Genomic DNA, 24,944 nt, shown 5'->3' with positions numbered 1-24,944 from the left:
GGACGCCAAAGACGGGCCTGGAAAACTGCATCGGATGGCGATTGACAGCCTGTTTGGCCGCTCCTAAACTCATATGACCATCAACGAACTCGCCAGCCCTCCGGCGATATGTGGGGATGGTCAAGGCGTGGCTTCAAAAGCTGAAAAAAGCTGAAGGGGAATGACATGAAAAGGGCGCTCAAGAGTTTATTTCTGGCCGGCACGATGCTGGCCGTTTCGTTGGGGTCGGCCGCCGCACAGACCAAGGTTTCGGTGGCCGCCATCTCGGGATATTTCGCACAGGGCTTCGGCGTTTCGATCGTCAACGGCCTGAACAAGGCCAAGACCGATTTCGGCATCGACCTCAAGCTGGTCGACACCGGCAATCGCGCCCTCGACTATCAGGAGCAGTTCGAAAATCTCGCCAAGGGCAAACAGTATGACCTCATCTTCGTCATGGGCTGGGAGCTGGTGGATTCGCTGCAGAAGGTCAGCAAGGAATATCCCGACCAGCGCTTCGTCTTCATCGACGGCGTGCTCGACAATCCCAAGATGATCTATGCCAATTTCGCCGAGGAACAGGGCTCCTTCGTCGCCGGCGCCCTGGCCAGCATGATCGAGGCCAAGGGCAGCGAATTTCCCAAGATCGGCGACGGCAAGGCAATCGGCTTCGTCGGCGGCCGCGACATTCCGGTCATCCGTAACTTCCTCGGCGGCTACGAGCAGGGCGCCAAGTACGCCGCGCCCGATGTCAAGGTGAACTCCGTCTTCGCCGGCACCTTCGATGACCCGGCCAAGGGCAGCGAGCTCGCCCAGGCGTTGTACGGCCAGGGCTCCGATATCGTCTACAACGTCGCCGGCCCAACCGGTGAAGGCGTGATGCAGGCAAGTGCCGCCGCCGACAAATATTCGATCGGCGTCGATATCGACATGTGCGGCACGGCTCCTGGAAATGTGCTCGGCAGCATGCTGAAGCGCGGCGACATCGCCGTTTACACGCTGATCAAGGACGAGGTCGGCGGAAACAAGGTCACCGCCGGCACCCGCACCTTCGACCTCGCATCGGGCGGCGTCGAATTCAAGGTCTGCGACGACATCGCCCCGAAGATCCCGGCCGACGTGACCACCAAGCTCGACGAGATCAAGAAGGGGATCCTCGACGGCAAGATCGTCATCGCCAAGGCGAAATAGGCCAGCGACAGCGCATCCCTCCCAAGAAAGCGCTACACTGATCCGTCGCGGCATGCCGTGGCGGATCAGTGTCCAATCTGCGAGAGCCCCCCAATCTGCGAGAGCATCGTGTCGAACGCGCCGGGGTCCCCGACCCTCCACAGCACAGCCGCGATGGCCGTCGAGTTGACAGGCATCACCAAGCGTTTTGGCACTTTCATTGCCAATGACGGCATCGACCTCGCCGTGCGCCAGGGCGAAATCCACGCCATTATCGGCGAGAACGGCGCCGGCAAGACGACGCTGATGAACATCCTGTTCGGCCTGCTGCAGCCGGACGAAGGCTCGATCCGGCTGAATGGCGAGGCGACGGTGGTCGCCGACCCGGCCGCCGCCATCAAGGCAGGGCTGGGCATGGTGCATCAGCATTTCAAGCTGGTTCCCTCACTCTCGGTTGCCGACAATGTCTTTCTCGGCATGGAGATCCGTCGTCACGGGCTGATTGACCATGCCGCGCAGATCGCGCGCACGCAGGAACTGTCGAAGCGTTTCGGGCTGCATGTCGATGCGACCGAGCGCGTCGGGCTGCTCTCGGTCGGCATCGAGCAGCGCATCGAAATCCTGAAAGTCCTGGTGCGCGGCGCCCGCACCATCATCCTCGACGAGCCGACCGCCGTGCTGACGCCACAGGAGAGCCGCGAACTGTTCCAGACGCTGCGCAGCTTCGTGGCCGAGGGCATGACGGTGATCTTCATCTCGCACCATCTGGAAGAGGTGATGGAGGTGTCCGACACGGTGACGGTGCTGCGCAACGGCCGCAAGGTGGCGACGCGCCAGACATCGGAACTCAGCAAGGACGAACTGGTACGCATGATGGTCGGCCGCGAGGTCAGTTTCGACCGGCGGCCGCGCGCGGCCCTGCACGGCGACATCGTGCTGGACGTCAAGGATCTCTGGGCGCGCGACGATCGCCGGCTGCCGGCTGTCCGTGGCGCCAGCTTTGCCGTCCGCTCCGGCGAGGTGGTGGGAATTGCGGGTGTCGCCGGCAATGGGCAGACGGAACTGGCGGAAGTGCTTTCAGGCCTGCGGCCGGCAAGCCATGGCGAAGCCTGGCTGAAAGGTCAGGACCTCACCACGCTCTCCCCCGCCGCGATCCGCGAGGCGGGCCTTGCCCATGTCCCGGGCGACCGCATGGTGCGCGGGGTCGATCGCAATGCGTCGATCGCGGCCAACACGCTGATGGGCCGCCAGCACCGCGCGCCATGGAGCCACAACGGCTTGCTCGACTGGAAGGCGATCGCCGGAAATGCCGGCGCGCTGATCAAGAGCTTCGACATTCGCGCGCAAGGAGCAGGCGACGCCGTCAAGCGGCTCTCCGGCGGCAACATCCAGAAGGTGGTGCTGGCGCGCGAATTCACCAACGGCGCCGACTTCCTGCTGGTCGATCAGCCGACGCGCGGCGTCGACATCGGCGCCCAGGAAGCCATCCATGACGAGATCATGCGCCAGCGCGCGGCCGGCCGTGCCATCCTGCTGATTTCCGTGCAACTGGACGAACTCGCGGCACTCGCCGACCGCATCCTGGTGATGTTCAACGGACGGATCATGGGCGAAGTCGCCGGCGACGACGCCGATGAAGACAGGATCGGCATGATGATGGCGGGTGTTTCGCCGCAGCTGGAGCCCGCATGATGAGCGACCGTTTGCGCGCCTTTTCCGGCCAGATCATTGCCGTCGGCGTGGCGTTGCTCTTGGGGGCTATCATCATCCTGCTGGTCGGCGAAAGCCCTGTGCGTGTCCTGATGACGCTGCTGCGCGGCGCTTTTGGCGACCAGGAAAAGATTGCCGGCACCCTGCTGCAGACGACGCCAATCCTGATCTGCGGCGTCGCGGCGTGCATCGGCCTGCGCGGCGGCATGTTCAATGTCGGCATCGAGGGCCAGCTGTTCCTCGGCGGATTTGCCGCCGCCTGGGTCGGCTTCACCTTCTCCCTGCCCGCGGGCATCCATATGCTGGCGGCGCTGGCGCTCGCTATCGTCGCGGGTGCTGCCTGGGTCGCCATCCCCGCTTTTTTCCGTGCCCGCTACAACACCAACGAAGTCGTCTCGACGATCCTGTCGAACTACATCGCCGTTCTGCTCACCTCCTATTTCACCATCTTCCTGTTCAAGCGGCCCGGCGGCTGGTCGGAGACGCCGCCGATCCTGGCGACCGCCTATCTGCCCGAGATCTTTTCCTTCTCGCGGCTGAACTGGGGGCTGGTGATCGGCCTGCTGCTGGCGGTCGGCGTGGCGCTGGTCTTCCGCTACACCAGCTGGGGCTACGGCGTGACCATGGTCGGATCGGCGCCGAAATTCGCCGAATATGGTGGCGTCAACGTCAAACGGCAGGGCTTTGTCGTGCTGCTGCTTTCGGGCGCCGTCGGCGGCCTCGCCGGCGGCGTCGAGACGCTCGGCGTGCATCACCGCTTCATGGAAGGATTTGCTCCGGGCTTCGGCTTTGACGGGCTGATCGCCGCCCTGCTCGCCAACGGCTCGCCGGTCGCCACCATCGTCACGGCGCTGTTCTTCGGCGCGCTGCGCAGCGGGTCGCTGCTGCTCGAGGTCGACACCAGCGCGTCGCGCGAAATCATCACCGTGATCCAGGCGCTGATCATCCTCAGCGTATCGGCGCAGGTCCTGATCAAACGCCGCGGCGACAGCCAGGCGGGGGAGCGGCGATGGAAATTCTAGACAAGCTCATCAACGTCGCGCTGATCGCGGCGACGCTTCGCACCACCGCGCCGATCCTCCTGGTGGCGCTCGGCGGATCGTTCACCACCAAGGCCGGCATCTTCAACATCGGCCTCGAGGGCCAGATGCTGGCCGGCGCCTTCTTCGCCGTCATCGGCTCGATCTGGACGGGTTCGGCATTCGCGGGCATGGCCTGCGGCGTCGCCGCCGCGCTTGCCTTCGCGCTTGCCTTTGCCGTGCTGGTGGTGACGTTCCGGGCCAATGAAGTGGTCGTCGGGCTGGCGCTCAACATCCTTGCCGGCGGCATGACGATCTCGCTGATGAAAGCGATTTTCGGCACGCGCGGATCGATCGTCGGTCACGGCATTGTCGGCCTGCCCAAGGTACAGATACCAGGCGCCCAGGCGCTGCTCGGCTCCTGGGCGCCGCTGGTCTCGGGCTTCACGCCGATCGTCTATGTCGCGTTCATCGCCGTGCCGCTGCTAGTGCTGTTCTACAACCGCACCCGGCTCGGCCTCTACATCCGCGTCGTCGGCGAAAAGCCCGAAGCCGCCGAGGCGCTCGGCATCTCGATTACCCGCGTCCGCTACATCGCCTCGCTGCTGTGCGGATTGCTGGCAGGACTGGCCGGCGCGCACCTCTCGCTCGGCTACATCACCATGTTCACCGAGAACATGTCCTCGGGCCGCGGCTTCATGGCGGTGGCGATCCTGATCTTCTCCAATGGCGATCCGCTGAAAGTGCTGGCCGGCTGCCTGCTGTTCGGCTTCGCCGATGCCTTCTCGCTGCGCCTGCAGACCTTCGGCTTCCCGTCCTATCTGGTGCTCACCGTGCCCTATGTCGTCGCGCTGACGGCGCTGTTCGCGCTCTCCTACCGGGCGCGGCCAAAAATCATCAAGGAGACGCTGGCATCGATGCAGAAACTTCTGTCGGTGGACAGGAACAGCTCCCCGGTCGACAAAAATCCGCAATGAAGGAACTCTCATGGAACGCATAATCCTCGACGTGGATTCTGCCGGCGACGATATTCTGGCCGTGCTGTTTGCCGCGGCGAACCCGAATGTCCGGCTCGAAGGCGTCACCACCGTCACCGGTGCGGCAGGCCCGATCGAGCAGGTCACCAATGTCGTGCTCAACACGCTGACGCTTGCCGGGCGCGACGACATACCGGTCCACGCCGGCGCGTGGCGGCCGATCGTCGGCAACGCCAAGGCCGACATGGAAGCGCCGGTGCATTTCGAGAAGCGGCTGGTTGCCCGCTTCGGCGACCGGCTGAAGAAATTCAACCCGCCGGCGCCGCCGCCTGTCCGCCCGGCAACACGGGGACACGCGGTCGATTTCATCATCGATACGGTCATGGCCAATCCCGGCGAGATCACGCTGGTGACGACCGGGCCGCTGACCAACGCGGCGATGGCGCTGCTGCAGGAGCCGCGCCTGACGGGCGCGCTCAAGCGGCTGCTGGTGCTGGGCGGCAATTTCCAGACGCCCGGCAACATCACGCCGCTGTCGGAGTACAACATCTGGGCCGATCCGGAGGCCTCGCGCATCGTGCTCAATGCCGATGTAGAGAAGATCCTGGTGCCGCTCGACATCTGCGAGGACAACCGCGTCGCCGCCTCGATGCTGACGCGCGACGACATCGCCGACATGCAGGCCGTTGCCCGGAAGAATGCCGTCTTCGACATGATCGCCGACAGCTTTCCGATCTACATCGACATCTGGCGAGAGTTCTTCGACCTCGTCGGCTTCCCGATGGACGACGTCATCACCGTGGCGCTGGCCTTCGACCCCAGCCTCGCCACCATGACCGAACCACTCTTCGTCGATGTCGTGCTGGACGGGCGCCTTGCGCGTGGGCAGACGGTTGCCCATCGCGGCCGGCAATTGCTGCCCGGCGGCGGACCGAAGACCACCCGCATCTGCACCGATCTCGATGGCCGCCGCTTCCTGAACATCTTCAAGCAAACCATCGCGCGCTACGAACTAGCGGCGTGAGGACCGACAAAATGACCATTGCAACTCCCATCCTGTTCGACTGCGACCCCGGCCATGACGACGCCATTGCGCTGGTCATGGCGCATCGCTCACCGGCGATAAACCTGCTCGGCGTCACCACGACCTGCGGCAATGCCGAGGTCGAGAAGACGACGGCCAATGCGCTGCGCATCCTCGAATATATCGGTGCCGGCGACGTACCTGTCGCGCAAGGCTGCCATCGTCCGCTGGCACGCCCGCTGGTGCTTGGCACCGCCGACGGTCCGAGCGGCCTCGAGGGCTCGCCCTATCTGCCGCAGGCGACGATCAAGCCGGTCGACCAGCACGCCGTCGATTTCCTGGCCGACAAGCTGCGCGCCGCGCCGGAGCCGATCCTGGTCGTCGCCACCGGCCCGCTGTCCAATATCGGCCTGATGATCCTCAAGCATCGCGACGTGCTGCCCAAGATCAAGGAATTGATCTGGATGGGCGGCGTGTTCTACCGCAAGAGCGAGATCATCACGCCGACGGAATTCAATGCCTTCTGCGATCCCGAAGCGCTGAAGATCGTGCTGGACAGCGGGTTGCCGATCCTGATGGTCGGGCTCGACGTCACCATGCAAGTGCTGATCGAGGCGCCGCAATATGCCGAGCTCGCCACCATCGACACGCCGCTCGGCAAGCTGGTCAATGACTGGCTGCTGTTCTACGAGAAGCTGCACCGCAACTCGATGGGTGTCGGCGGCGCCATGCACGATCCGTTGGCGTTGGCGCTGGCCATCGACCCGACACTGGTGCGCACGCGACCGGCCCATATCGGCGTCGATCTTTCCGGCACCTACGCTTTCGGCGCGACGGTCGCCGATTTCTGGGGCGAGCGCGGCGAGAAGGACAATGCGCGTATCGCCCACGAGGTCGATGCCGACCGTTTCTTCAAGCTGATGTTCGACCTGCTGCGGGATTAGGAGCCGCGAGGATCAGCGGCCGAAACATTCCCTCGCTTCAGCGTGGCCCGGTGCCAAGGACCGGGTCAGACAATCTCTGGGCATGCCATCTCAGATGGTCGTCCATGAACGTCGAAATAAAGAAATACGAGTGATCGTAGCCGTCCTGCATGCGCAGTGTCAGAGGGATGCCGGCCCTGGCGCAGGCCTCTTCCAGAAGCCAGGGCCTCAGCCCGTCCCTGAGAAAGCCATCCGAGGTTCCCTGATCGACGAAGAGCTCGGGGAAGCGGTGGCCATCCTCGATGAGCAAGGTGGCATCGTAGCCCCGCCATGATGTCTCGTCGGCACCGAGGTACTTTTCAAGCGCCGGCCGCGACCAGCCGGCTGTGCTTGGCTGCACGATCGGCGCGAAGGCCGAGCAGCTTTTGAAGCGCTCGGGATTCTTGAGCGCGATCGTCAGCGCGCCATGCCCGCCCATCGAATGGCCGAAGATCGCCTGGCGCGTCATGTCGGCCGGAAACTCCCGGGCGATCAACGCCGGCAATTCTTGGGTGACGTAGGCATACATGCGGTAGTTCGTGGCGTAGGGCGCCTGGGTGGCGTCGACATAGAAGCCGGCGCCGCAGCCGAACTGCCAATTGTCCTTCTCGTCGGGAATGTCGGCGCCGCGCGGGCTGGTGTCGGGACAGACGACGATCAGGCCGAGCTCCGCGGCCATCCGCCTATACTCGCCCTTGTCCATCACATTGGCATGGGTACAGGTGAGGCCGGAGAGGTACCATACGACAGGGCAAGGTCTTTCACGGGCCTGCGGCGGCACGAAGACGGCGAAAATCATGTCGCAGGCGCAGGCATCCGAAGCGTGGGAATAGACGCCCTGCACGCCGCCATGCGACTTGGCCGAGGAGATGGTCTTCATCAGGTCCGGCATGTTCTTCTCCGCCTTTGGCAAACGTCCTTCAGGGCCGCCTGTCTAAGGACCATGGTTTCCAGGCGCAAGTCCCGCCTACTCCGCCGCCAGGGCCGTCACTTCCCGCCGGAATGGCAGCGCATCGCCGATATCGTCTTCGTCCAGTTCGCGCGCAAAGCGGTGGCCGGCATAGGTCGCCCAGGCGATCGGCCCCGGCGCCTCGGCATCGCCGATGACCTTGATCGAGCGAATGCCATTGTCGGCCCATTCCTCGCGCCGCGCCTTCAGGTCGCGCCAGACCTGGTCATCCTCTTGGCGCGACGTCACCAGCACCACGGCGTCGGCGGCGATGTCGCGTTCGGCACCGGTGTAGGCGCAGGCGGTGGCGACGCCTCCGTGCACGATGCGCGTCACGGTCCGGTTCAGCACGATCTCGACACCGAGCCCAGCCAGGCGGCGGTGGATGGCGCTTTGCTCCAGCGTGTTGCGGGTCCAATCCGAGACATAGGCGGACGGCGTCACCAGCGTCACCTTGGCGCCGTTGCGCGCCATCAGCTCGGCCAGAACGCCACCCATATAGTAGTGGTCGTCGTCGAACAGCACGACATTGCCGGCCGGCACATTGCCGGCCATCAGGTCGTCTGGCGTGTAGACCGGCATCGCCGGGTCGATCGACATCGGCACGACATGGGCGCGCGCCACGCCGTCACGGCGCCAGGTCGAGCCGGTGGCGAGCGCGATGTTCTGAAAACCGAAGGCCAGTATGTCCTGCGCCGACAAGCGGCTTTCGAAATAGACGTCGACATTGGGCATCTGGCTAAGTTGGTACTGGCGATAGTCGCGCACGCGGCCCCAAGCGGAGAGACCAGGCAGACGGCACTCGCGCGCGACGCGGCCGCCGAGCTCGGTGCCCGCCTCGGCGATTGCCACCTGATAGCCGCGCAGGCCGAGCGCGCGAGCCGCCTCCAGCCCGGCAGGTCCGGCGCCGACGATCAGCACGCTGTCGCTGTCGCCCTTGGCCTGCATACGTTCGGGATGCCAGCCCTTGCGCCACTCTTCCATGAAGGTCGGGTTCTGCGTGCAGCGCGAGATCGACATGGTCATGTCGCCGGTGATGCAGATGTTGCAGCCGATGCACTCGCGGATGTCTTCGATCCTCCCCTCCTCCACCTTCTTCGGCAGGAAGGGGTCGGCGATCGACGGGCGCGCGCAGCCAATGAAATCGAGCGTGCCGGACTTGATCATCCTCACCATCACATCCGGCGAGGTGAAGCGTCCGACGCCGACGACCGGCTTCGAGGTCAGCGTCTTGATGCCGGACACCAGGCTTTCCTGCGCGGCTTCCTCCTTGAAGCGCGACGGCCCCGAGCAGTCCTCCCAGGCGCCATGCGCCAGATCCCAGAGGTCGGGCAGGTCGGCGTGCATCTCGATCATGTCGCGCACTTCGGAGTTGGCGAAGCCAAGCTCGCCGATCATCTCGTCCAGCGACAACCGCAGCGTCAGGCCGCAGGTGTCGCCGATGGCATCCCTGCCCTCCTCGATCAGTTCACGCATCAGCCGCGAGCGGTTTTCCAGCGAGCCGCCATATTCGTCGCTGCGCTGGTTGGTGGCGGTGGACAGGAAGTGCTGGATGATGCCGAAGCCATGCGCGCCGTAGAGACAGACCAGGTCGAAGCCAGCCAGCTTGGCGCGTTTGAAGGCATTGCGGTGCCAGCGCCTGAGGTCGCGTATATCCTGCCTGTCCATGGCGCGGGCCTGGACCGGGTCATTGGTGAAGGTGCGGATGGGCAAGGCCGATGGCCCGCGCGGCACTTCCTTGGTGTAGAGGTTCGGGCCGTTGATACCGGAATAGGCCAGCTGGATGCCGGCCAGCGCGCCGTGCTGGTGCATGGCCTCGGCCATTTTGGCCAGCGCCGGGATATCGGCGTCGTCCCACAGCCTGAGCTCGATGAAGGGTGTGATCTCCGAAGTGTGGTGCATCTCCGTCTGCTCGGTGAAGATGACGCCCCAGCCGCCTTCCGACTTGATGCGCCGCATCTCGGCCGCAGCGGACGGATCGCGGTAGCCGCCGCCGTTGCAATGCGGCACCTGGTAGAAGCGGTTCTTGGCGGTCACCGGTCCGATCTTCACGGGCTCGAACAGAATGTCGTAGCGTGGATCACGCATGGTGTTTCCTTCCTGCCAGCGTCGCATCGTGGCGTGCGCGGCGATGGTTTCAAAACCTTGGCGCAAGCCGGTCTGCCCGGTGGGTAGATGCCGTGAACCTACTCATAAGTTGCGGCGCGTGCCGGAAAACTACAGATTTCTTCTGTGCCGATTAGGACGCGCCTAATCGGTTCCGCCGGCTGGATTAGCATCCGGTGAATCCTGGCTGAGCCAAATGCGACTTCAAGGCCGTGGCCCCGCGATGCTAGATAGCGCGCAGCCAATGAGACATAAAACGCATGGACAGCATCGAAATCCTTGAAAAGCTGATCGCCTTTCCGACGGTCAGCCGCGACTCGAACCTCGACCTCATCGGCTATGTGACGGAGCTGCTTTCGGCATATGGCATTGCTTGCCAGATTATCCGCAGTCCGGATGGCCACAAGGCTAACTTGTTCGTCACTATCGGGCCGGCCGACGCGCCCGGTGTCATGCTGTCCGGCCATACCGACGTCGTCCCCATCGACGGACAGGATTGGACGCTGCCGCCCTTCGAGATGACCGCGCGCGACGGCAGGCTGTACGGCCGAGGTGCCGCCGACATGAAGGGTTTCGTCGCCTGCGCTCTCACTGCGTGTCTCAAGGCCGCGAAAATGGATCTGCGAACACCCTTGCATCTGGCGCTTTCCTACGACGAGGAGGTCGGCTGCATCGGCGTGCACAGCTTGATCGACATGCTGCGTTCGGCGCCGCACCGACCTCTTCTGTGCATCGTCGGCGAGCCGACCAACATGCAGGTGGCGACTGGCCACAAGGGCAAGCTCGCGGCACGCGCCATCTGCAGGGGACGCGAAGGTCATTCGGCGCTCGCTCCCCTGGCGCTCAACGCCATTCATCTCGGCTGCGACTTCGTCTCCGCACTGCGCCGGGAACAGGACAGGCTGGCCAGCGGCGGCGCGCGCGACGGCGACTATGACATTCCGTACACAACCGTCCATGTCGGCAAGATGAATGCCGGCGTGGCGCTCAACATCGTGCCGAACCTGTGCCAGCTCGACTTCGAGATCCGCAATGTCGCGGCCGACAATCCAGACCTAATCCTCGATGCGTTGCGCGCCGAAGCGCAACGCATCGCCGCTGCCGCCTCGGCGATCGCGCCGGAGGCGGCCATCGATATCGACATCACCAACACCTATCCGGGCCTGGACACGCCGGCGAATTCGCAGGCTGTCGCCTTCGTGAAGTCGCTGACCGGGGCCAACGACACCATCAAGGTCGCCTTCGGCACCGAAGGCGGACTGTTCAGCCGCGACCTCGGCACGCCGACCATCGTGTGCGGACCGGGCTCGATGGCACAAGGGCACAGGCCGGACGAATTCGTCAGCGCCGAGCAGCTGCGCCGCTGCGACGACATGCTGGACAATTTGCTGCGGCGGCTTGCCGATCACCGGCTTCAGCCGGCGTGACGGAACGCCTCTATTCCACAACCCTCCCACTGCCGAACACGCCCTGTTCGACGACAAAACGGCGGCAATGATCGATGAATGCCTGCACCGTCTGCGTGCGGTGCTCGGCATTGGGCAAGGCGACCCCCATGGTCAGCGGCCGCAAATCCCCCGCCAAGGGCACGAAGACCAGCGGCTTGCCGTCGGGCGCCAGCGTGTTGAGCGGCCGCATGTTGGCAATGCCGTAGCCGAAGCCGTTTGCGACCATCGACCGCATCACCGCGATGTCGCCGGTGCGCTCCGCAATATTGGGCCTGATGCCTCGCATCTGGAAGGCCGAGAGAAAGTATTCGCGGCTGTATGGCAGGTCGAGCAGCACCATCGGCTCGTCGGCCAGTTCTTCCGTCGTGATGGAAGCCTTGCCGGCGAAGCGGTGCCCCTCTGGCAGCATGACATAGGCCGGCACCAGCATCAGCGGTTCGAACGTCGTGTCCTGCGACAGTTCGAGATCGTAGGTCAGGGCTGCGTCGATTTCGCCGCGCTGCAACATCTCGAGCAACTGCCCCTGGTTGCGTTCGAACTGCCGGAACCGCACCTCGGGATAGGCGCGCTCGAACTTGGCGCGCAGCGTCGGCATGACGATCTGCGCGAAGGTGAGCAGGCATCCGACCGCCAGCGGCCCGCGCACCTTCTCGGCGATATCGCCGGCGATATCGTGCAAAGCGTCGGCGTCGGCCAGCAGCCTGGCGGCCTCCTTGAGGAAAACGCGCCCGCCGGCCGTGAGCGACAGGCCATGCGAATGCTTGCGGACAAAAAGCTGGACGCCGAACTCGGCCTCCAGCTGCGCGATAGACGCCGAGATCGAGGGGGGTGAAACATTGACCTGTTCGGCCGCCTTGGTAATGGAGCCGGCTTCGCCGACGGCGACGAAATATTCCAGTTGTCTCAGCGTGAAGCGTAGCGGCATGGGCTTCTATGTCGCCGGTTTGGGCGCCGCGATCAAGCGCCCGCGCGGCTTCAGTATTTGATCCATGTCGTTTTCAGCGCGGTGTACTTGTCCAGCGCGTGCAGCGACAGGTCGCGGCCAAAGCCGGATTGCTTGATCCCGCCGAACGGCGTCATCGGACTCAGCGCGTCGACCGTGTTGACGGAAACGGTGCCGGCGCGCAGTCGCCCGGCGACGCGGTGCGCACGCGAAAGACTGTCGGTCCACAGCGATGCCGCCAGCCCGTACGGGCTGTCATTGGCGATGCGGATAGCCTGTTCCTCATCGTCGAAGGCAATGACCGAAAGCACCGGCCCGAATATCTCATCCCTGGCAATCGGGTCGTCATGGTCGACATTGTCGAAGATGGTGGGCTGTATGAAGCTGCCTCGGCCGTTGACCGTGACCCGGTCGCCGCCAGCAACCAGGCGCGCGGTCTTCTTGCCGGCCTCGACGAAGCGCATGACGCTGGCGGCGTGGCGGGCATCGACCATGGCGCCCATTTTCGAGGCCGGGTCGAGCGGATCGCCGGGCTGGGTGGCCGCCGCCCGCTCAGCCAGTTTCTCCACGAAGGCATCCTTGATGGAGCGTTCGACGAGCAGGCGCGAATTGGCGGAACAAACCTCGCCCTGGTTGAAGAAGATGCCGAATGCCGCCATGTCGGCCGCCGCATCGAGATCGCCGCAATCGGCGAAGACAAGGTTCGGGCTCTTGCCGCCTGTCTCGAGCCAGACCTGCTTCATGTTCGACTGACCCGAATACTGCAGGAACATCTTGCCGACCGAGGTCGATCCGGTGAAGGCAAGGCAATCCACGTCCATGTGGCGGCCGAGCGCCTGCCCGGCCGTCTCGCCAAGGCCAGGCACGACATTGAGCACGCCGGCGGGCAGGCCCGCCTCCATGGCGAGCTCCGCCAGCCTGAGCGCCGAGAAAGGCGACTGCTCCGCCGGCTTCAGCACCACCGAATTGCCCGCCGCCAGCGCGGGCGCGCACTTCCAGGTCGCCATGTCGAGCGGGAAATTCCACGGCACCACGGCACCGACCACGCCGAGCGGCTCCCGCCGCACCAGCACCAGATCGTTGCCGCCGGTCGGCGCCACTTCGTCGTAGATCTTGTCGATGGCCTCGCCATACCACTGGAAGATCGCCGCTGAGCCGGGGACGTCGACAGTCGCCGCATCCGTGACGAGCTTGCCCATGTCGAGCGACTCGAGCAGGGCAAGCTCCTGCAGGTTTTCGCGCAGCAGCTGGGCCAGCCGCAGCAGTACCTCCTTGCGGTGCGCCGGACTTGTACGTGACCAGATACCGGCCTCGAAACTGCGGCGCGCCGCAGCAACGGCCAGATCGACATCTTCCTCGCCGCAGGACGCCACCGCGGCCAGTGTTTCGCCGGTGGCCGGATTGATGCTGGCGAAGGTTCGGCCCGAACGCGCGGGGACCGTCTTGCCGTCGATGAACGCCCTGTCGCGAAAACGGATCGCGGATGCCTTGCCGATCCAGTCCTTGTGACTGAGTTCGTTCATGACTGGTGCCCCCGGCCGTGTCTTGATTATTCGTCGCCTGGAACGCCATAGCTCGGCGCGTCGGACGGATTGATCGCGCGGGTCACGTAGGCATCGAGCTGCGGCTTGTAGCGATCCCACAACGCCGCCAGTTCCTCGATCGGGCAGCCCTCACTCCAGTCGCAGCGCAGATCCGCGACCGGCCAGGCGACCTCGCGCACCAGCTTCATTCCAGCCGAATGCACCGGACCCGCCTCGCCGCCTGCCTTCAGCGCGGCGCGCATGGTCGCGATCAGGCGGTCGCCGAGATGCCCGTCCGAAGCCAGGAAGGCCTCGACCATGGCTTGCGGCACGCCGTCATGGGCCAGCATGTTGCCGCCGCAGGCGACATTTTCCGCACGCGCTTCCGCCCAGATGCCAAGCGCCCTAGGCCCGGAATGGATCGCGGTGGTCCCGGCGATGTCGACAGCCAGCACCTGCCGGTAGTCGCTCCAGGCGCCGGTGCGTTTCAGGATGGCGACCGCCTCGGCGGCCGAAGCACCGCGTGCCAGCAGTTCGAGCCCTCTTGTGCCGAGCGTCGGATCGGTGACGTTCTGGCTGGCGACCGCCCCCACGCCCGCCTGCGCATAAGCACAGCGCGCTGCCACCGCCGGAGAGGAAGACGAGACCGCGACGCCGAACATGCCGGTGCGGCCACACCGCGCGACGATGGAAAAGGTCATGGCATCAATCCGGGATTACGGCGGTGCCGTCGATCTCGACCAGCCAGTCCGGCCGCGCCAGGGCCGACACGACGAGACCGGTCGAGACGGGATGCACGCCTTTGATGTACTCGCCCATGGTGCGGTAAACCGCCTCGCGGTGGCGCACATCGGTGATGTAGACGACCACCTTGACCAGATGTTCCATGGTGCCGCCGCATTCCTCGATGAGCTGCCTGATGTTCTGCATCACCTTGTGCGTCTGCTCGGCCGGATCGTGGCTGCCGATATTCTTGGCGGTGTCGAGATCCTGCGGACACTGGCCGCGCAGATAGACTGTCCGGCCGCCCCGCGTGACGACCGCCTGGCACAGATCATTGTCGAGCTTCTGCTCGGGATAGGTATCCTTGGTGTTGAACTTGCGGATTCTCGTATGCGCCATACTGGTCTCCATCAGATCGGGCTCGTGGCTGTCGTCAGCGCCGGTCAGGCGTCCACTGTCTCGCGCCGTGCGGCGTGATAGGCCAGATATTTGCGCTGCGTCGAAATACGGTCGGCGACATGCTTGGCATCATGCCAGACACCCCAGATGAAACTCGACCCTCTTCGCGACTGCCAAGGCAGGCCGAGAAAATAGATCCCGGGCTCGGTCGAGACACCGCGCTGATGCCTTGGCCGGCCCTTCTCGTCAAAAGCATCGACCTTCAGCCAGCTGTAATCGACGGCAAAGCCTGTCGCCCAGATAATCGCCGCTATCCCGGCCTCGGCAAGATCGAGCTCACGAAGCGGATTGGCCAGGCATTCCGGATCCGGGTCGATCCGACGGGCCGCGGGCTCCTGCGGAAGGTCGAGACCGTTGCGCGCGACATAGGCGTCGGCCTCGTCCAGCAACGACATCAGGTTGGCGTCACCGCGGGCGATGTTCTTCGCCAGGTCGGGCGCGAAGGTCAGCACGCCGTCCTGATATGTCTTGGTCATGCCAACCAGGGTAAGCCCCTGGGCGGCAAGCCGACGAAAATCGATCGTCTCGCCGCCACGTGCGCCGCTCACCGCGATCGTGACATGTTCCGTACCGGGTCCCGGGGTTTCGAGATCCCATTTGCCGAGAACGCCAAGCCACCAGCAGAAATCGCGCCCGCGATAGGCGCGCGGCGGGCGATCATGCGGACCGACCGAGAGGTAGACGCGCCGCCCCGAGCGCTGAAGCTCATCGGCGATCTGCACACCTGACGATCCCGCTCCGACCACCAGCACCGCGCCCTTCGGCAATTGTCCGGGGTTGCGATACGCGCTGGAATGAATCTGCAGAATATTCAAATCGCCGGGAACCAGCGCGGGGATGACGGGGACCTGGAAAGGTCCGGTCGCCGCGACGATGCTGTTGGCTTCGATCACCCCGCCCGACGTCTCGACGCGGAACCCGGGTCGACCGACATTTCTCTGCACGAGCCTGACCTCGACGCCGCAGCGGATCGGCGCATTGATCTGCCTTGCATAGGCGGCGAAATAGTCGGCAACCTCCTCCTTGGAGGGAAAGCCGTCAGGACCCGTCACGGGAAATTCCATGCCCGGGAAACGGTCATGCCAGGCCGGCCCATTGGCAACGAGCGAGTCCCACCGCTGCGAACGCCAGCGCTCGGCGATCCGGCCACGCTCGAGAACGAGATGCGGCACGCCGCATTTGCTCAGATGCTCAGACATAGCCACCCCCGCCTGGCCACCGCCGACGACAAGCGTGTCTATTTTTTCCACCGACATTTCTGCGTCCTTTCCCCCCAAGAGTTTCTGCGGATGCGAGGAGGTCAGATCGCTGGTGTACTGGAGGGACTGATTAGCGAAAATTACGATTTCACGTGGCAGTGGTTAGCTTGTCCCTAAATGCCGGGCCGAAGACAAAGCGAAGCCTATGACAGTATCGCGGTGGCCGCTTTTTCGCCGATCATCATGGATGGCGCATTGGTATTGCCGCCAATCAGCGTCGGCATGATCGAGGCGTCCGCCACCCGCAGATTGTCGAAGCCGCGCACCTTGAGGCTTGCGGGATCGATAACCGCCATGGCGTCGTTGCCCATCTTGGCCGTGCCGACCGGGTGATAGACGGTCAGCGCCTCGGCACGCAGATAGGCGAGGATCTCATCATCGGTGACGACATCGGGTCCCGGCAGGATTTCCGGTCCGCGAATAGCGGCAAAGACCGGCGCAGCCAGGATCGAGCGCGCCAGCTTGATGCCTTCGACCAGGGTCAAGGCATCCTGCCCGTCACGGAAGAAGCGGTGATCGATCAGCACGTTGCGGCGGGTGCCGTCGCGCTCGAGCGTGATTTCGCCGACGCTTCCTGGCCGCAGCACGCAGGTGTGCACGGCGTAGCCGTGGCCGTATTCGACAAGCCGGCCGCGATGGCTGCGATAACCCGGGACAAAGTGGAATTGGACGTCGGGAACATCGCCGGCATATTTCGTCCTGGCGAAGCCACCGGCTTCGACATAGTTGGTCGTCAGCATGCCCTTGCGCCGGACGAAATACTGAAAGGGCGCAGCCAGCATCGCCGGCAGATTGGCGAGCGACAGTCCGAGCGTCCTGGTGCTGTTCGACCGCACGGTGATCATGCCGTCGACATGGTCGCGCAAATTCTTGCCGACGCCCGGCACATTCATCACCGGTTCTATCCCCGACGCCTTCAGTTCCTTGGCCGGGCCGATGCCGGACGCAAGCAGGATGCGCGGCGATCCGATCGCGCCCGCACTCAGGACGACTTCGGCGCGGCATGCCAGCCTTTGGGCCGCTCCGTCCCTGATCACATTGACGCCGGTGACGCGCCCGCTTTCGATCGCCAGATCGAGCACCTCGACACCCGACAGCACCTGGAGGTTCGGGCGGCCGAGAACCGGCCGGACGAAGGCCGAATAGGCCGAGAAACGCTGGCCCTTGTCCTGGGTGACGTTGTAGATGCCGAGGCCGAGCTGGCCATCGGCATTGAAGTCGCGGTTTTCGGGCAGGCCGATGCTCTGGCCCGCCTCTACCCACAGGCGGGATACGTCGTTGGGGTCGCGCGGAACGTCGACCAGCAGTTCGCCGTCGAAGCCGTGATAGACCGGGCTCTGCGACAGCAGGTTCCGCTCCAGTTTCTTGAAGACAGGCAAGACGTCGGCATAGGACCAACCCGCGCAGCCAAGTGCCGCCCACTCGTCGTAGTCTTGTGCTGCGCCGCGGATATAGACCATCGAATTGATCGAACTCGACCCGCCGAGAAGCTTGCCCCGGTTTACCGGTATGCGACGGTTGTTGAGCAGCGGCTGCGGCACGCCCTTGTAGCCGTAGTCGAAGTTCGGATTGCCGTAGAGCGAAAGGATGCCGGCCGGCACGCGCACCCTTGTGCGGTCGTCACTGCCGCCGGCCTCGATCAGGCAGACACGGGCTGCGGGGTTGGCGCTCAGCCTGTTGGCGAGGACGCAACCGGCCGAGCCCGCGCCGATGACGATATAGTCGAATTCCGCGGCCGCGATGCTCATGCCGGTTTTCGTTTCATGCATGTCGTCTTCCCAAAACCGACGTCACTTTTGGGCGACATGCATTAGTGCTCGTCGTCTTCGTCGTTCTTCAACAGCTCGAGAATTTCCCGCTTCATGGCGATGAAGTTGGGCTCCATGACCAGGTCCATGCTGCGCGGACGCGAGAAGCCGACGCGGATTTCCTTTTTGATCTGGCCGGGCCGGCCGGACATGACGAGCACCCGGTCCGCCAGCAGGATCGCCTCGTCAATGTCGTGGGTGACGAACAGGACGGTTTTCTTGGAATGGTCCCAGATCCTCAGCAAAAGCTTCTGCATTGAGTGGCGGGTCTGGCTGTCGAGCGCGCCAAAGGGTTCGTCCATCAGCAGCACCTGCGGATCGTTGGCGAGAGCGCGCGCAATCGCCACGCGCTGCTTCATGCCGCCCGACAGCTGCGAGGGGTAGTGGTTGGCGAATTTCGCCAGGCCGACCTCCTGGAGGAAATGCTCGACGATGGCCGTGCGCTCGGCCGCCGGCATGCCTTTCCGCTTCGGGCCGTATTCGACGTTCTGCGCCACGGTGAGCCAGGGAAACAGCGTGTAGGCCTGAAACACCATGCCGCGATCGGGGCCAGGCTCGGTGACCGGCTTGCCGCCGACCGAGATCGTGCCGCCGGTGCGCTCCTCGAGCCCGGCGATGAGATAGAGCAGGCTCGACTTGCCGCAGCCGGATGGGCCGACGATCACGCAGAACTCATTGGGCACGACATGGAACGAGATGCCGTCCAGCGCCAGCACCGCATTGTCGCCCGTGCCGTAGCGCAGGGCCACATTGTCGATGGCGATGTCGGAGCTCTTCGGTTTCGTGGCGAGTGTCAGGGCGTCCATGTCAACGAACTCCTCAATTGGCCCAGGGAGCGACGAGGCGGCGGATGCCCCGGAACAATTGGTCGGTGCAAAGGCCAAGGATGCCGATCAGGGCGATGGCCATGAAGATGACGTCGACCTGGAAGCCGCGCATGGCCTTGAGCGAGATGTAGCCAAGCCCACTGCGCGCGGCGACGAGTTCGGCGACGACGAGATAGGTCCAGGCCCAACCCATGGTGACGCGCAACACGTCGAGCACGTTCGGAAGCGTGGCCGGAAAGACGATGTGGAAGACCGTGTCGCTGCGTTTCGTGCCGAGCGTGTAGGCTGCGTTGACCAGGTCGCGCTGAACGCCGCGGGCGCTGTCGGCGATCATCACCAGTTGCTGGAAGAAGATGCCGAAGATGATGACGGCCACGCGCTGCTCGATGCCGATGCCGATCCACAGGATGAAAAGCGGCACGAAAGACGTCACCGGCAGATAGCGGATGAAATTGACGAGCGGGTCTAGCGCGGCCTGTACGATGCGGTAGGTGCCCATCGTCAATCCGAGCGGCACCGCCACGATGCTCGAAATGACGAAACCGATCAGCACCACCTGGACGCTGGCCAGCACGTGCTCCCACAAGGAGCCGTCGAGCGCCATCCTGATGGTGGTGGACAAGACGGACTCCGGGCGCGGCAGGAACATTTCCTTGACCGCTCCGGAATAGGTCAGGGCGAACCAGCCGCCGATGACCGCGACCCAGACCAGGACGCTGAGCGTGATGGAGAGAGGGCGCGACACAGCCTGGAAAGGCGTGGCGACCGCTTTCCAGACAGATCGACCGGACTGATTCTTATCCACGCCCGTGGTCACGATATGGCTGATGGGAGATGTTGCATTCGGTGCCAGTGTCACAGAAAAACCCTTTGGGCTGGATGGACCGCAGGCGCGAGGCTCGGCCCGCGGTCCAGCGAGCTCAATTAGAAGGATAGGTTACTTCGCAAGGAAGGACGGATCGACGAGGTCGTCGTATTTGATGTCCATCTTGAGCTTGCCGAAGCCGCCCCAGACGTCGCCGCCGAGCTTGATCAGCTTGCCGGCTTCGCCACTCTCGCCACCGGCAAAAAATTCTGCGTTGCGTTCCTTGCCATAGAAGTTCACGCCCGCGGCGGAAGAGGCGAAGTCCTTCGGATCCTTGAGCCAGCCGCCGACGCCCTTGGCCATCACTTCATAGGCCTTCTCGGGATTTTCCTTGATGAACTCGTTGGCCTTGTAGAGCCCCTTCACCAGCGCCTCGACATCCCCGGGGTTCTTGGTGATGTAGTCGCAGTTCAGCGCCACCACATCGACGATCAGGCCGGGCGTCTTCGAGGAATCGATCAGCACCTGGCCCTTGTTTTCCTTCTTGGCCAGCGTCAGGTGCGGCTCCCAGGTGACGGCAACGGGAATGCGGTCTGCCATGAAGGCGGCGGCGGCATCATCCGCCGTCATGTTGGTGACCTTCACATCCGCCTGGCTGAGACCGGCCTGCTTGAGCAGGATGTTGAACCAGAACTGCGACACCGAGCCTTCGTTCAGCCCGACTTCCATACCCTTGAGGTCGGCGACGCTCTTCACGCCGCTCGGCGCCAGGACGCCGTCGCCGCCATGGCTGTCATCCAGGGCATAGACCGATTTGAAGCAGACGTCCTTCGAGCGGTACTTCATGATCTCGTCTATGGTCGAGGCGCTGCCGTCGAGCTCGCCGGCGGCGACGGCCGCCATGTACATCGATGCTTCCTCGATGATTTCTAGCGAGACATCGAGGCCACCTTCCTTGAAGTAACCCATGTCGCGCGCAAGGAAGAGCGGGCCGTATCCGACCCAGGTCGTCATGCCCAGCTTCAAGCTGCCGGCTTCGGCGTGGAGGCTCACCGAAAGCGCGCTCAGCGCAATGCCGGCCGCAAGCGCGGCGCGGCGAAACTTCGAGATTGTTGTCGTCATCACGTTCCCCTGTCTTTTTCTGAGGTCCGGCGCTGTCCGCGCCAAAAACAACCCGCTTCGGGCGCATCACCGAAGGCTGCCGCCTGACGTTGTTTTTGTTCTCGTTCAGCCGGCGGATGGAGCAAAGCACGCTGTGTGCGATGCACAAATAATGATTTTCGATAATTCTGCTTAGGCTGGGCCTAACCAGGCCAGCGCTGACCGCGCCCGGCCGCAGGGGCGTGGGAGGCGGACCTGTCATACCCCGGGCATGGCTGCAGTTGCGCGGCCCCCGCCAGTCGGTCAAAAGTCGAGATGCGGTTTGTCGGCCTGGCCTGTGTGCGATTTGCCGAATGTGGGAGTGAGATGTGACGATACGGCCAATCGTGAGATTTCCCGACCTTCGTCTGCGCTCCGTCGCCGCGCCCATATCGGTCTTTGACGAAGACCTGCGCCGGCTTGCCGACGATCTCAGTGATACGATGCGCGCCGCTCCAGGCATCGGAATCACCGCGCCCCACATCGGCATCCTGAAGCGGCTGGTCGTCCTCGAACTGTCGCCGGCGGCAGGCCCGCGCAGCTATGTCAACCCCGTCATTCTTTGGGCATCAGGCGAAATGATCCGCCATGTCGAAGGCAGCTTATCCATGCCGGGGGTTACCGAGGAGATCGAACGGCATGCACGCGTCCGTATCGGCTACCAGACCCTGGATGGCGACGAAGCCTTCGAGGAGGCCGAGGGCCTGCTCGCTGTCTGCCACCAGCACGAGATCGACCAGCTCGACGGACTCTTCTGGATCGAGCGGCTGTCCCGCCTGAGGCGGGAGCGGCTTGTCAAACGATACCAGAAACAACAGCGGGGCTCGCCGTGAAGTCCTTCAAATGCACTTGTGAAATTTTGAAGAGCGTGTCTTAGCCTGAGATGCTCGGGGTCGAAGCCGAGCATCGGATCAACATCGGCGGCTTCGGCATCAGCAAGGCGCCGCATATCGCCACACCACTATTGGCGCGAATCCTGCAGGATCATCTCCGCCGCCTTCTCGGCGATCATCACCACCGGAGAGTTGGTGTTGCCCGAGACGATTATCGGCATGATCGAGGCATCGACCACGCGCAGTCCGGCAAGCCCGTGAACGCGCAGCCGGTCGTCGACCACGGCCATCGAGTCCGAACCCATCTTGCAGGTGCCGACGGGGTGGAAGATCGTCGTGCCGATATCGCCGGCCTTGCGGATGAGATCTTCGTCGCTGTCATATTGCGTGCCGGGCAGCATCTCTTCGGGCGCAAAGCGCGCCACGGCCCGTGCCTTCATCAGGCTGCGCACATGACGCAGCGAAGCGACCGCGACGCTGCGGTCTCCCGCGGTGGAGAGATAGTTCGGCCGGATCTTCGTCGCCTCGCGCGGATCGGACGATGCCATATGAACAGTACCCCGGCTTTCCGGGCGCAGATTGCAGACCGACACGGTGACCGCGGGAAAGCGATGCAGCGGCTCGCCCAGCCGGTCGGTGCTCAGCGGTTGCACATGGTATTCCAGATCAGGTGTCGCGAGGCGAGGATCGCTTCTGGCGAAGATGCCGAGCTGGCTCGGGGCCATAGACAGCGGCCCGCTGCGTTTGAGCGCGTATTCCACACCCATCGCCGCGCGGCTGATCAGATTGTGGTAGCGCTGGTTGAGCGTCGCGGCATTGGCGACCTTGAAAACCGTGCGTATCTGCAAATGGTCCTGCAGGTTTTCGCCGACGCCCGGCAAGGCGTGGCGAACATCCACGCCGATGCTCGAAAGAAGATCAGGGCGCCCCACCCCCGACAGCTCGAGGATCTTCGGCGAGTTGATGGCACCGGCGGCAAGGATCGTCTGCCCGGCGCCGACCCTGTGCAGGCGATCACCCTGGCGGAAGACCAGGCCTGTGACGCGCCGGCCGTCGAATTCGAGCCGTTCGGTCTCCGCCCCTGTCACCACGCGCAAATTCCTGCGCGCCGCAATGCCGCGCAAAAACGCTTTCGATGTGTTCCAGCGCACGCCTTGCCGCTGGTTGACCTCGAAATAGCCCGAGCCTTCATTGGTGCCGGTATTGAAATCGTCGGTGCGGGGAATGCCGAGTTCCTCGGCGGCCTCCCGGAACGCGTCGAGGATCGGCCAGGACAGGCGTTGCCGTTCGACCCGCCATTCGCCGCCGCTGCCGTGCATGGCGCTCTTGCCGCCGTGATAGTCTTCCGACTTGCGGAAATATGGCAGCACATCGTCCCAGCCCCAGCCGACATTGCCGGCCTGTCGCCAGCCCTCATAGTCGGCTGCCTGGCCGCGCATATAGATCATGCCGTTGATCGACGAACAGCCGCCAAGCACCTTGCCGCGCGGATAGTTGAGGCTGCGTCCGTTGAGACCGGCGTCCGGCTCGGTCTTCATCATCCAGTCGGTGCGCGGATTGCCCATGCAAAAGAGGTAGCCGATCGGGATATCGACCCAGTGATAGCGGTCGCTGCCGCCGGCTTCGAGCAGCAGCACCCGATTGCGCGGATCGGCCGAGAGCCGGTTGGCGAGCACGCAGCCGGCGGAGCCGGCACCGACGATGACGTAGTCGTAATCGCCGAAAGGGGATGGTGAAGTTTCGCTCACATGCGTGCCCGCCGTGCGGCGATGCGCTCCCAGATCGGAATCATCGCCTGGTTGATCTCGTCATACAGGCGATACCGTCCTGCGTAAGCCCCGGCAACCGCCGCATTGGGCGCGAAGTGGCGGGCGGCGGCCGTCATCGCGGTAGCGCCGGCGCTGTAGTTCGCGAAGATGCCGACGCCTGTGCCTGCCGCGATCGCCGCCCCCAGGGCGCCGGTCTCACGGCTGCGCGCCACGGTTACGGGCACGCCGAGCACATCGGCGAAGATCTGCGGCCAGACGCTGCTGCGCGAGCCGCCGCCCGACAGCACCACGCTGTCGAAATCCGCGCCTGCCTTGTGCAAGGTCTCGACATGGCGCCTGTGCTCGAAGGCAACGCCCTCGAACAGCGCGCGCAGCAGATGCGCACGCGTGTGCCAGCCGGCGATGCCGTAGAAGCCGGCACGCGCATGACCGTTCTGCTGCGACCCGTAGAGGAAAGGATGATAGATCGGGATGTCGCCCGCGGGATCGACGGACGCGACGAGCTCGCTGCACAATTCGAACGGCGATTTGTCCGCTTCGCCGCCATGCTCGAGGAATTCGCGAACGATCCATTCAAGATTGGCGGCCGAGGTCGCGCTGGATTCGATCGCCAGATAGCGCTGGCGATCGAAAGTCGACAGCATGAAGATCGAAGGGTCGCGGACCGGCTCGTCGGTGATGACCTGGTTGATGCTCCAGGTCCCTGCGATGACCGAGGCGGCACCGGTCCTGGTCACGCCGGAGCCAACCGCGCTGGCGACGACGTCGAACAGCCCGGCCACCACGGGCGTTCCCGCACTCAGCCCGGTTAGCGCTGCCACCTCCTCGCTGACGTGCCCGGCAATGTCGGCCGATTCCAGCACCGGCGGAAAAAGGTCGATGCAGTCGCCGAGCCCGTAGGCGGCAAGCAGGTCCGGCTCGTAGCGGCGGTCCTGCATCTGCAGCAGGCCGCAGCCCGACATGTCGGAGGTATCGCTGCATCGTGCGCCGGTCAGGCGGTTGACGACGAAATCCTTGCACAGGAACACCGTGCCGATCCTGGCGAAAAGCGCCGGTGAAAAGCGCTTGAGCCAGGCAAGCAAGGTCGGCGTCTGCGCCGCCCACGGCCGCTGCAGGCAATGTACATAGGTGCGATCACCGACATTCCGTTCGGCCCACTCGGCGACAATGCCGACGGCGCGGGTGTCGAGCGACTGGATGCCGATCAGCGGCGCACCCGCGCGATCGAGCGCATAGAGCCCGTTGCCATGGCCGGCGCAGCCGATGGCAACGATCTCGCCGGCATCGATGCCGGCTTCGGCTATGCATTGGCCGATGACTGAAACCGCGTTACGCCAGAGTTCATCGAGGTCGCGCTCGACGTGGCCGGGCTTCGGCATGGATGAGCGGCCATCGCGGGCGGCAAGCGCCAGTTCGCGCCCCGACAGATCGAACAGGATGGCCTTGATGACGGTGTTGCCGGCGTCCAGACCGAGAATGTAGTTTGCCATTGGCGCCTCCCGATGCCGCGA

21 protein-coding genes are annotated in these 24,944 nt (G+C 64.2%); 8 read left to right on the top strand and 13 right to left on the bottom strand.

Annotated features, from left to right (window positions below):
- Nucleotides 1-165: 165 nt before the first annotated feature.
- The 6 genes from QQK95_RS05740 (at nt 166) to QQK95_RS05715 (ending at nt 6,823) form a co-directional block, all read left to right on the top strand.
- Complete coding sequence (locus QQK95_RS05740; protein WP_284269833.1) at nt 166-1,170, top strand: BMP family lipoprotein; 1,005 nt, start codon at nt 166-168, stop codon at nt 1,168-1,170.
- A 153-nt stretch (nt 1,171-1,323) separates the two neighbouring features.
- The gene (locus QQK95_RS05735) at nt 1,324-2,841 is read left to right on the top strand and encodes an ABC transporter ATP-binding protein (RefSeq protein ID WP_284269832.1); all 1,518 of its coding nucleotides are present in this window, start codon (nt 1,324-1,326) and stop codon (nt 2,839-2,841) included.
- Complete coding sequence (locus tag QQK95_RS05730; RefSeq protein WP_284269831.1) at nt 2,841-3,881, top strand: ABC transporter permease; 1,041 nt, start codon at nt 2,841-2,843, stop codon at nt 3,879-3,881. Before QQK95_RS05735 ends, QQK95_RS05730 begins: the two co-directional genes overlap by 1 nt.
- Nucleotides 3,869-4,855 (top strand): ABC transporter permease, encoded by a 987-nt coding sequence (locus QQK95_RS05725; RefSeq protein WP_284269830.1) that lies wholly within the window; start codon nt 3,869-3,871, stop codon nt 4,853-4,855. The genes QQK95_RS05730 and QQK95_RS05725 overlap by 13 nt, the downstream gene beginning before the upstream one ends.
- A gap of 10 nt (nt 4,856-4,865) precedes the next feature.
- Nucleotides 4,866-5,879 carry a nucleoside hydrolase gene (locus QQK95_RS05720; RefSeq protein WP_284269829.1) on the top strand — a complete coding sequence of 338 codons (1,014 nt, stop codon included), beginning with the start codon at nt 4,866-4,868 and terminating at the stop codon, nt 5,877-5,879.
- 11 nt (nt 5,880-5,890) lie between these two features.
- A complete protein-coding gene (locus tag QQK95_RS05715; protein WP_284269828.1) occupies nt 5,891-6,823 on the top strand; it encodes a nucleoside hydrolase in 933 nt (310 codons plus the stop codon).
- A 37-nt stretch (nt 6,824-6,860) separates the two neighbouring features.
- Here QQK95_RS05715 and fghA read toward each other — a convergent pair whose 3' ends face one another.
- Together fghA and QQK95_RS05705 are read right to left on the bottom strand one after the other, a co-directional pair.
- Nucleotides 6,861-7,733: an S-formylglutathione hydrolase gene (fghA, locus tag QQK95_RS05710; protein WP_284269827.1), complete on the bottom strand. Its 873-nt coding sequence runs from the start codon at nt 7,731-7,733 to the stop codon at nt 6,861-6,863.
- A gap of 75 nt (nt 7,734-7,808) precedes the next feature.
- Entirely contained in the window at nt 7,809-9,878 is a 2,070-nt protein-coding gene (locus QQK95_RS05705; protein ID WP_284269826.1) for an oxidoreductase, read from the bottom strand.
- 278 nt (nt 9,879-10,156) lie between these two features.
- Between QQK95_RS05705 and argE the strand changes: the two genes are divergently transcribed.
- Nucleotides 10,157-11,323, top strand: coding sequence for an acetylornithine deacetylase (argE, locus tag QQK95_RS05700; protein WP_284269825.1), 1,167 nt, complete (start codon nt 10,157-10,159; stop codon nt 11,321-11,323).
- 10 nt (nt 11,324-11,333) lie between these two features.
- Here the strand turns inward: argE and QQK95_RS05695 are convergent, their stop codons facing one another.
- The 9 genes from QQK95_RS05695 to QQK95_RS05655 form a co-directional block, all read right to left on the bottom strand.
- Nucleotides 11,334-12,269 carry a LysR family transcriptional regulator gene (locus QQK95_RS05695; RefSeq protein ID WP_284269824.1) on the bottom strand — a complete coding sequence of 312 codons (936 nt, stop codon included), beginning with the start codon at nt 12,267-12,269 and terminating at the stop codon, nt 11,334-11,336.
- Between the two features lie 50 nt (nt 12,270-12,319).
- Nucleotides 12,320-13,810, bottom strand: a complete 1,491-nt coding sequence (locus tag QQK95_RS05690; protein ID WP_284269823.1) for an aldehyde dehydrogenase — start codon at nt 13,808-13,810, stop codon at nt 12,320-12,322.
- A gap of 26 nt (nt 13,811-13,836) precedes the next feature.
- Nucleotides 13,837-14,511, bottom strand: coding sequence for a DUF1028 domain-containing protein (locus tag QQK95_RS05685; protein WP_284269822.1), 675 nt, complete (start codon nt 14,509-14,511; stop codon nt 13,837-13,839).
- Between the two features lie 4 nt (nt 14,512-14,515).
- The gene (locus tag QQK95_RS05680; RefSeq protein ID WP_095775926.1) at nt 14,516-14,932 is read right to left on the bottom strand and encodes a RidA family protein; all 417 of its coding nucleotides are present in this window, start codon (nt 14,930-14,932) and stop codon (nt 14,516-14,518) included.
- Nucleotides 14,933-14,976: 44 nt separating this feature from the next.
- On the bottom strand, nt 14,977-16,248 hold the full coding sequence (locus QQK95_RS05675) for a flavin-containing monooxygenase (protein WP_284269821.1): 1,272 nt from the start codon (nt 16,246-16,248) through the stop codon (nt 14,977-14,979).
- A 146-nt stretch (nt 16,249-16,394) separates the two neighbouring features.
- A complete protein-coding gene (locus QQK95_RS05670; RefSeq protein ID WP_457920537.1) occupies nt 16,395-17,999 on the bottom strand; it encodes a GMC family oxidoreductase in 1,605 nt (534 codons plus the stop codon).
- Nucleotides 18,000-18,061: 62 nt separating this feature from the next.
- On the bottom strand, nt 18,062-18,865 hold the full coding sequence (locus QQK95_RS05665) for an ABC transporter ATP-binding protein (protein WP_284269819.1): 804 nt from the start codon (nt 18,863-18,865) through the stop codon (nt 18,062-18,064).
- A 13-nt stretch (nt 18,866-18,878) separates the two neighbouring features.
- Nucleotides 18,879-19,691, bottom strand: a complete 813-nt coding sequence (locus QQK95_RS05660; protein WP_284269818.1) for an ABC transporter permease — start codon at nt 19,689-19,691, stop codon at nt 18,879-18,881.
- A 132-nt stretch (nt 19,692-19,823) separates the two neighbouring features.
- Nucleotides 19,824-20,813, bottom strand: coding sequence for an ABC transporter substrate-binding protein (locus QQK95_RS05655; protein ID WP_284269817.1), 990 nt, complete (start codon nt 20,811-20,813; stop codon nt 19,824-19,826).
- A gap of 347 nt (nt 20,814-21,160) precedes the next feature.
- Here QQK95_RS05655 and QQK95_RS05650 point away from each other — a divergent pair, with 347 nt between their 5' ends.
- Nucleotides 21,161-21,664: a peptide deformylase gene (locus QQK95_RS05650; RefSeq protein WP_284269816.1), complete on the top strand. Its 504-nt coding sequence runs from the start codon at nt 21,161-21,163 to the stop codon at nt 21,662-21,664.
- Nucleotides 21,665-21,792: 128 nt separating this feature from the next.
- Here QQK95_RS05650 and QQK95_RS05645 read toward each other — a convergent pair whose 3' ends face one another.
- Both QQK95_RS05645 and QQK95_RS05640 read right to left on the bottom strand, forming a co-directional pair.
- The gene (locus QQK95_RS05645; RefSeq protein WP_284269815.1) at nt 21,793-23,412 is read right to left on the bottom strand and encodes a GMC family oxidoreductase; all 1,620 of its coding nucleotides are present in this window, start codon (nt 23,410-23,412) and stop codon (nt 21,793-21,795) included.
- Nucleotides 23,409-24,923: an FGGY-family carbohydrate kinase gene (locus QQK95_RS05640; RefSeq protein WP_284269814.1), complete on the bottom strand. Its 1,515-nt coding sequence runs from the start codon at nt 24,921-24,923 to the stop codon at nt 23,409-23,411. Before QQK95_RS05640 ends, QQK95_RS05645 begins: the two co-directional genes overlap by 4 nt.
- Between the last annotated feature and the right edge of the window lie 21 nt (nt 24,924-24,944).

It is taken from the genome of Mesorhizobium huakuii, assembly GCF_030160235.1.
Classification (GTDB): Bacteria; Pseudomonadota; Alphaproteobacteria; order Rhizobiales; family Rhizobiaceae; genus Mesorhizobium; species Mesorhizobium huakuii.
Note: the sequence above shows the minus strand (reverse complement) of the source record. Positions and strands in the feature narration are given on the sequence as shown.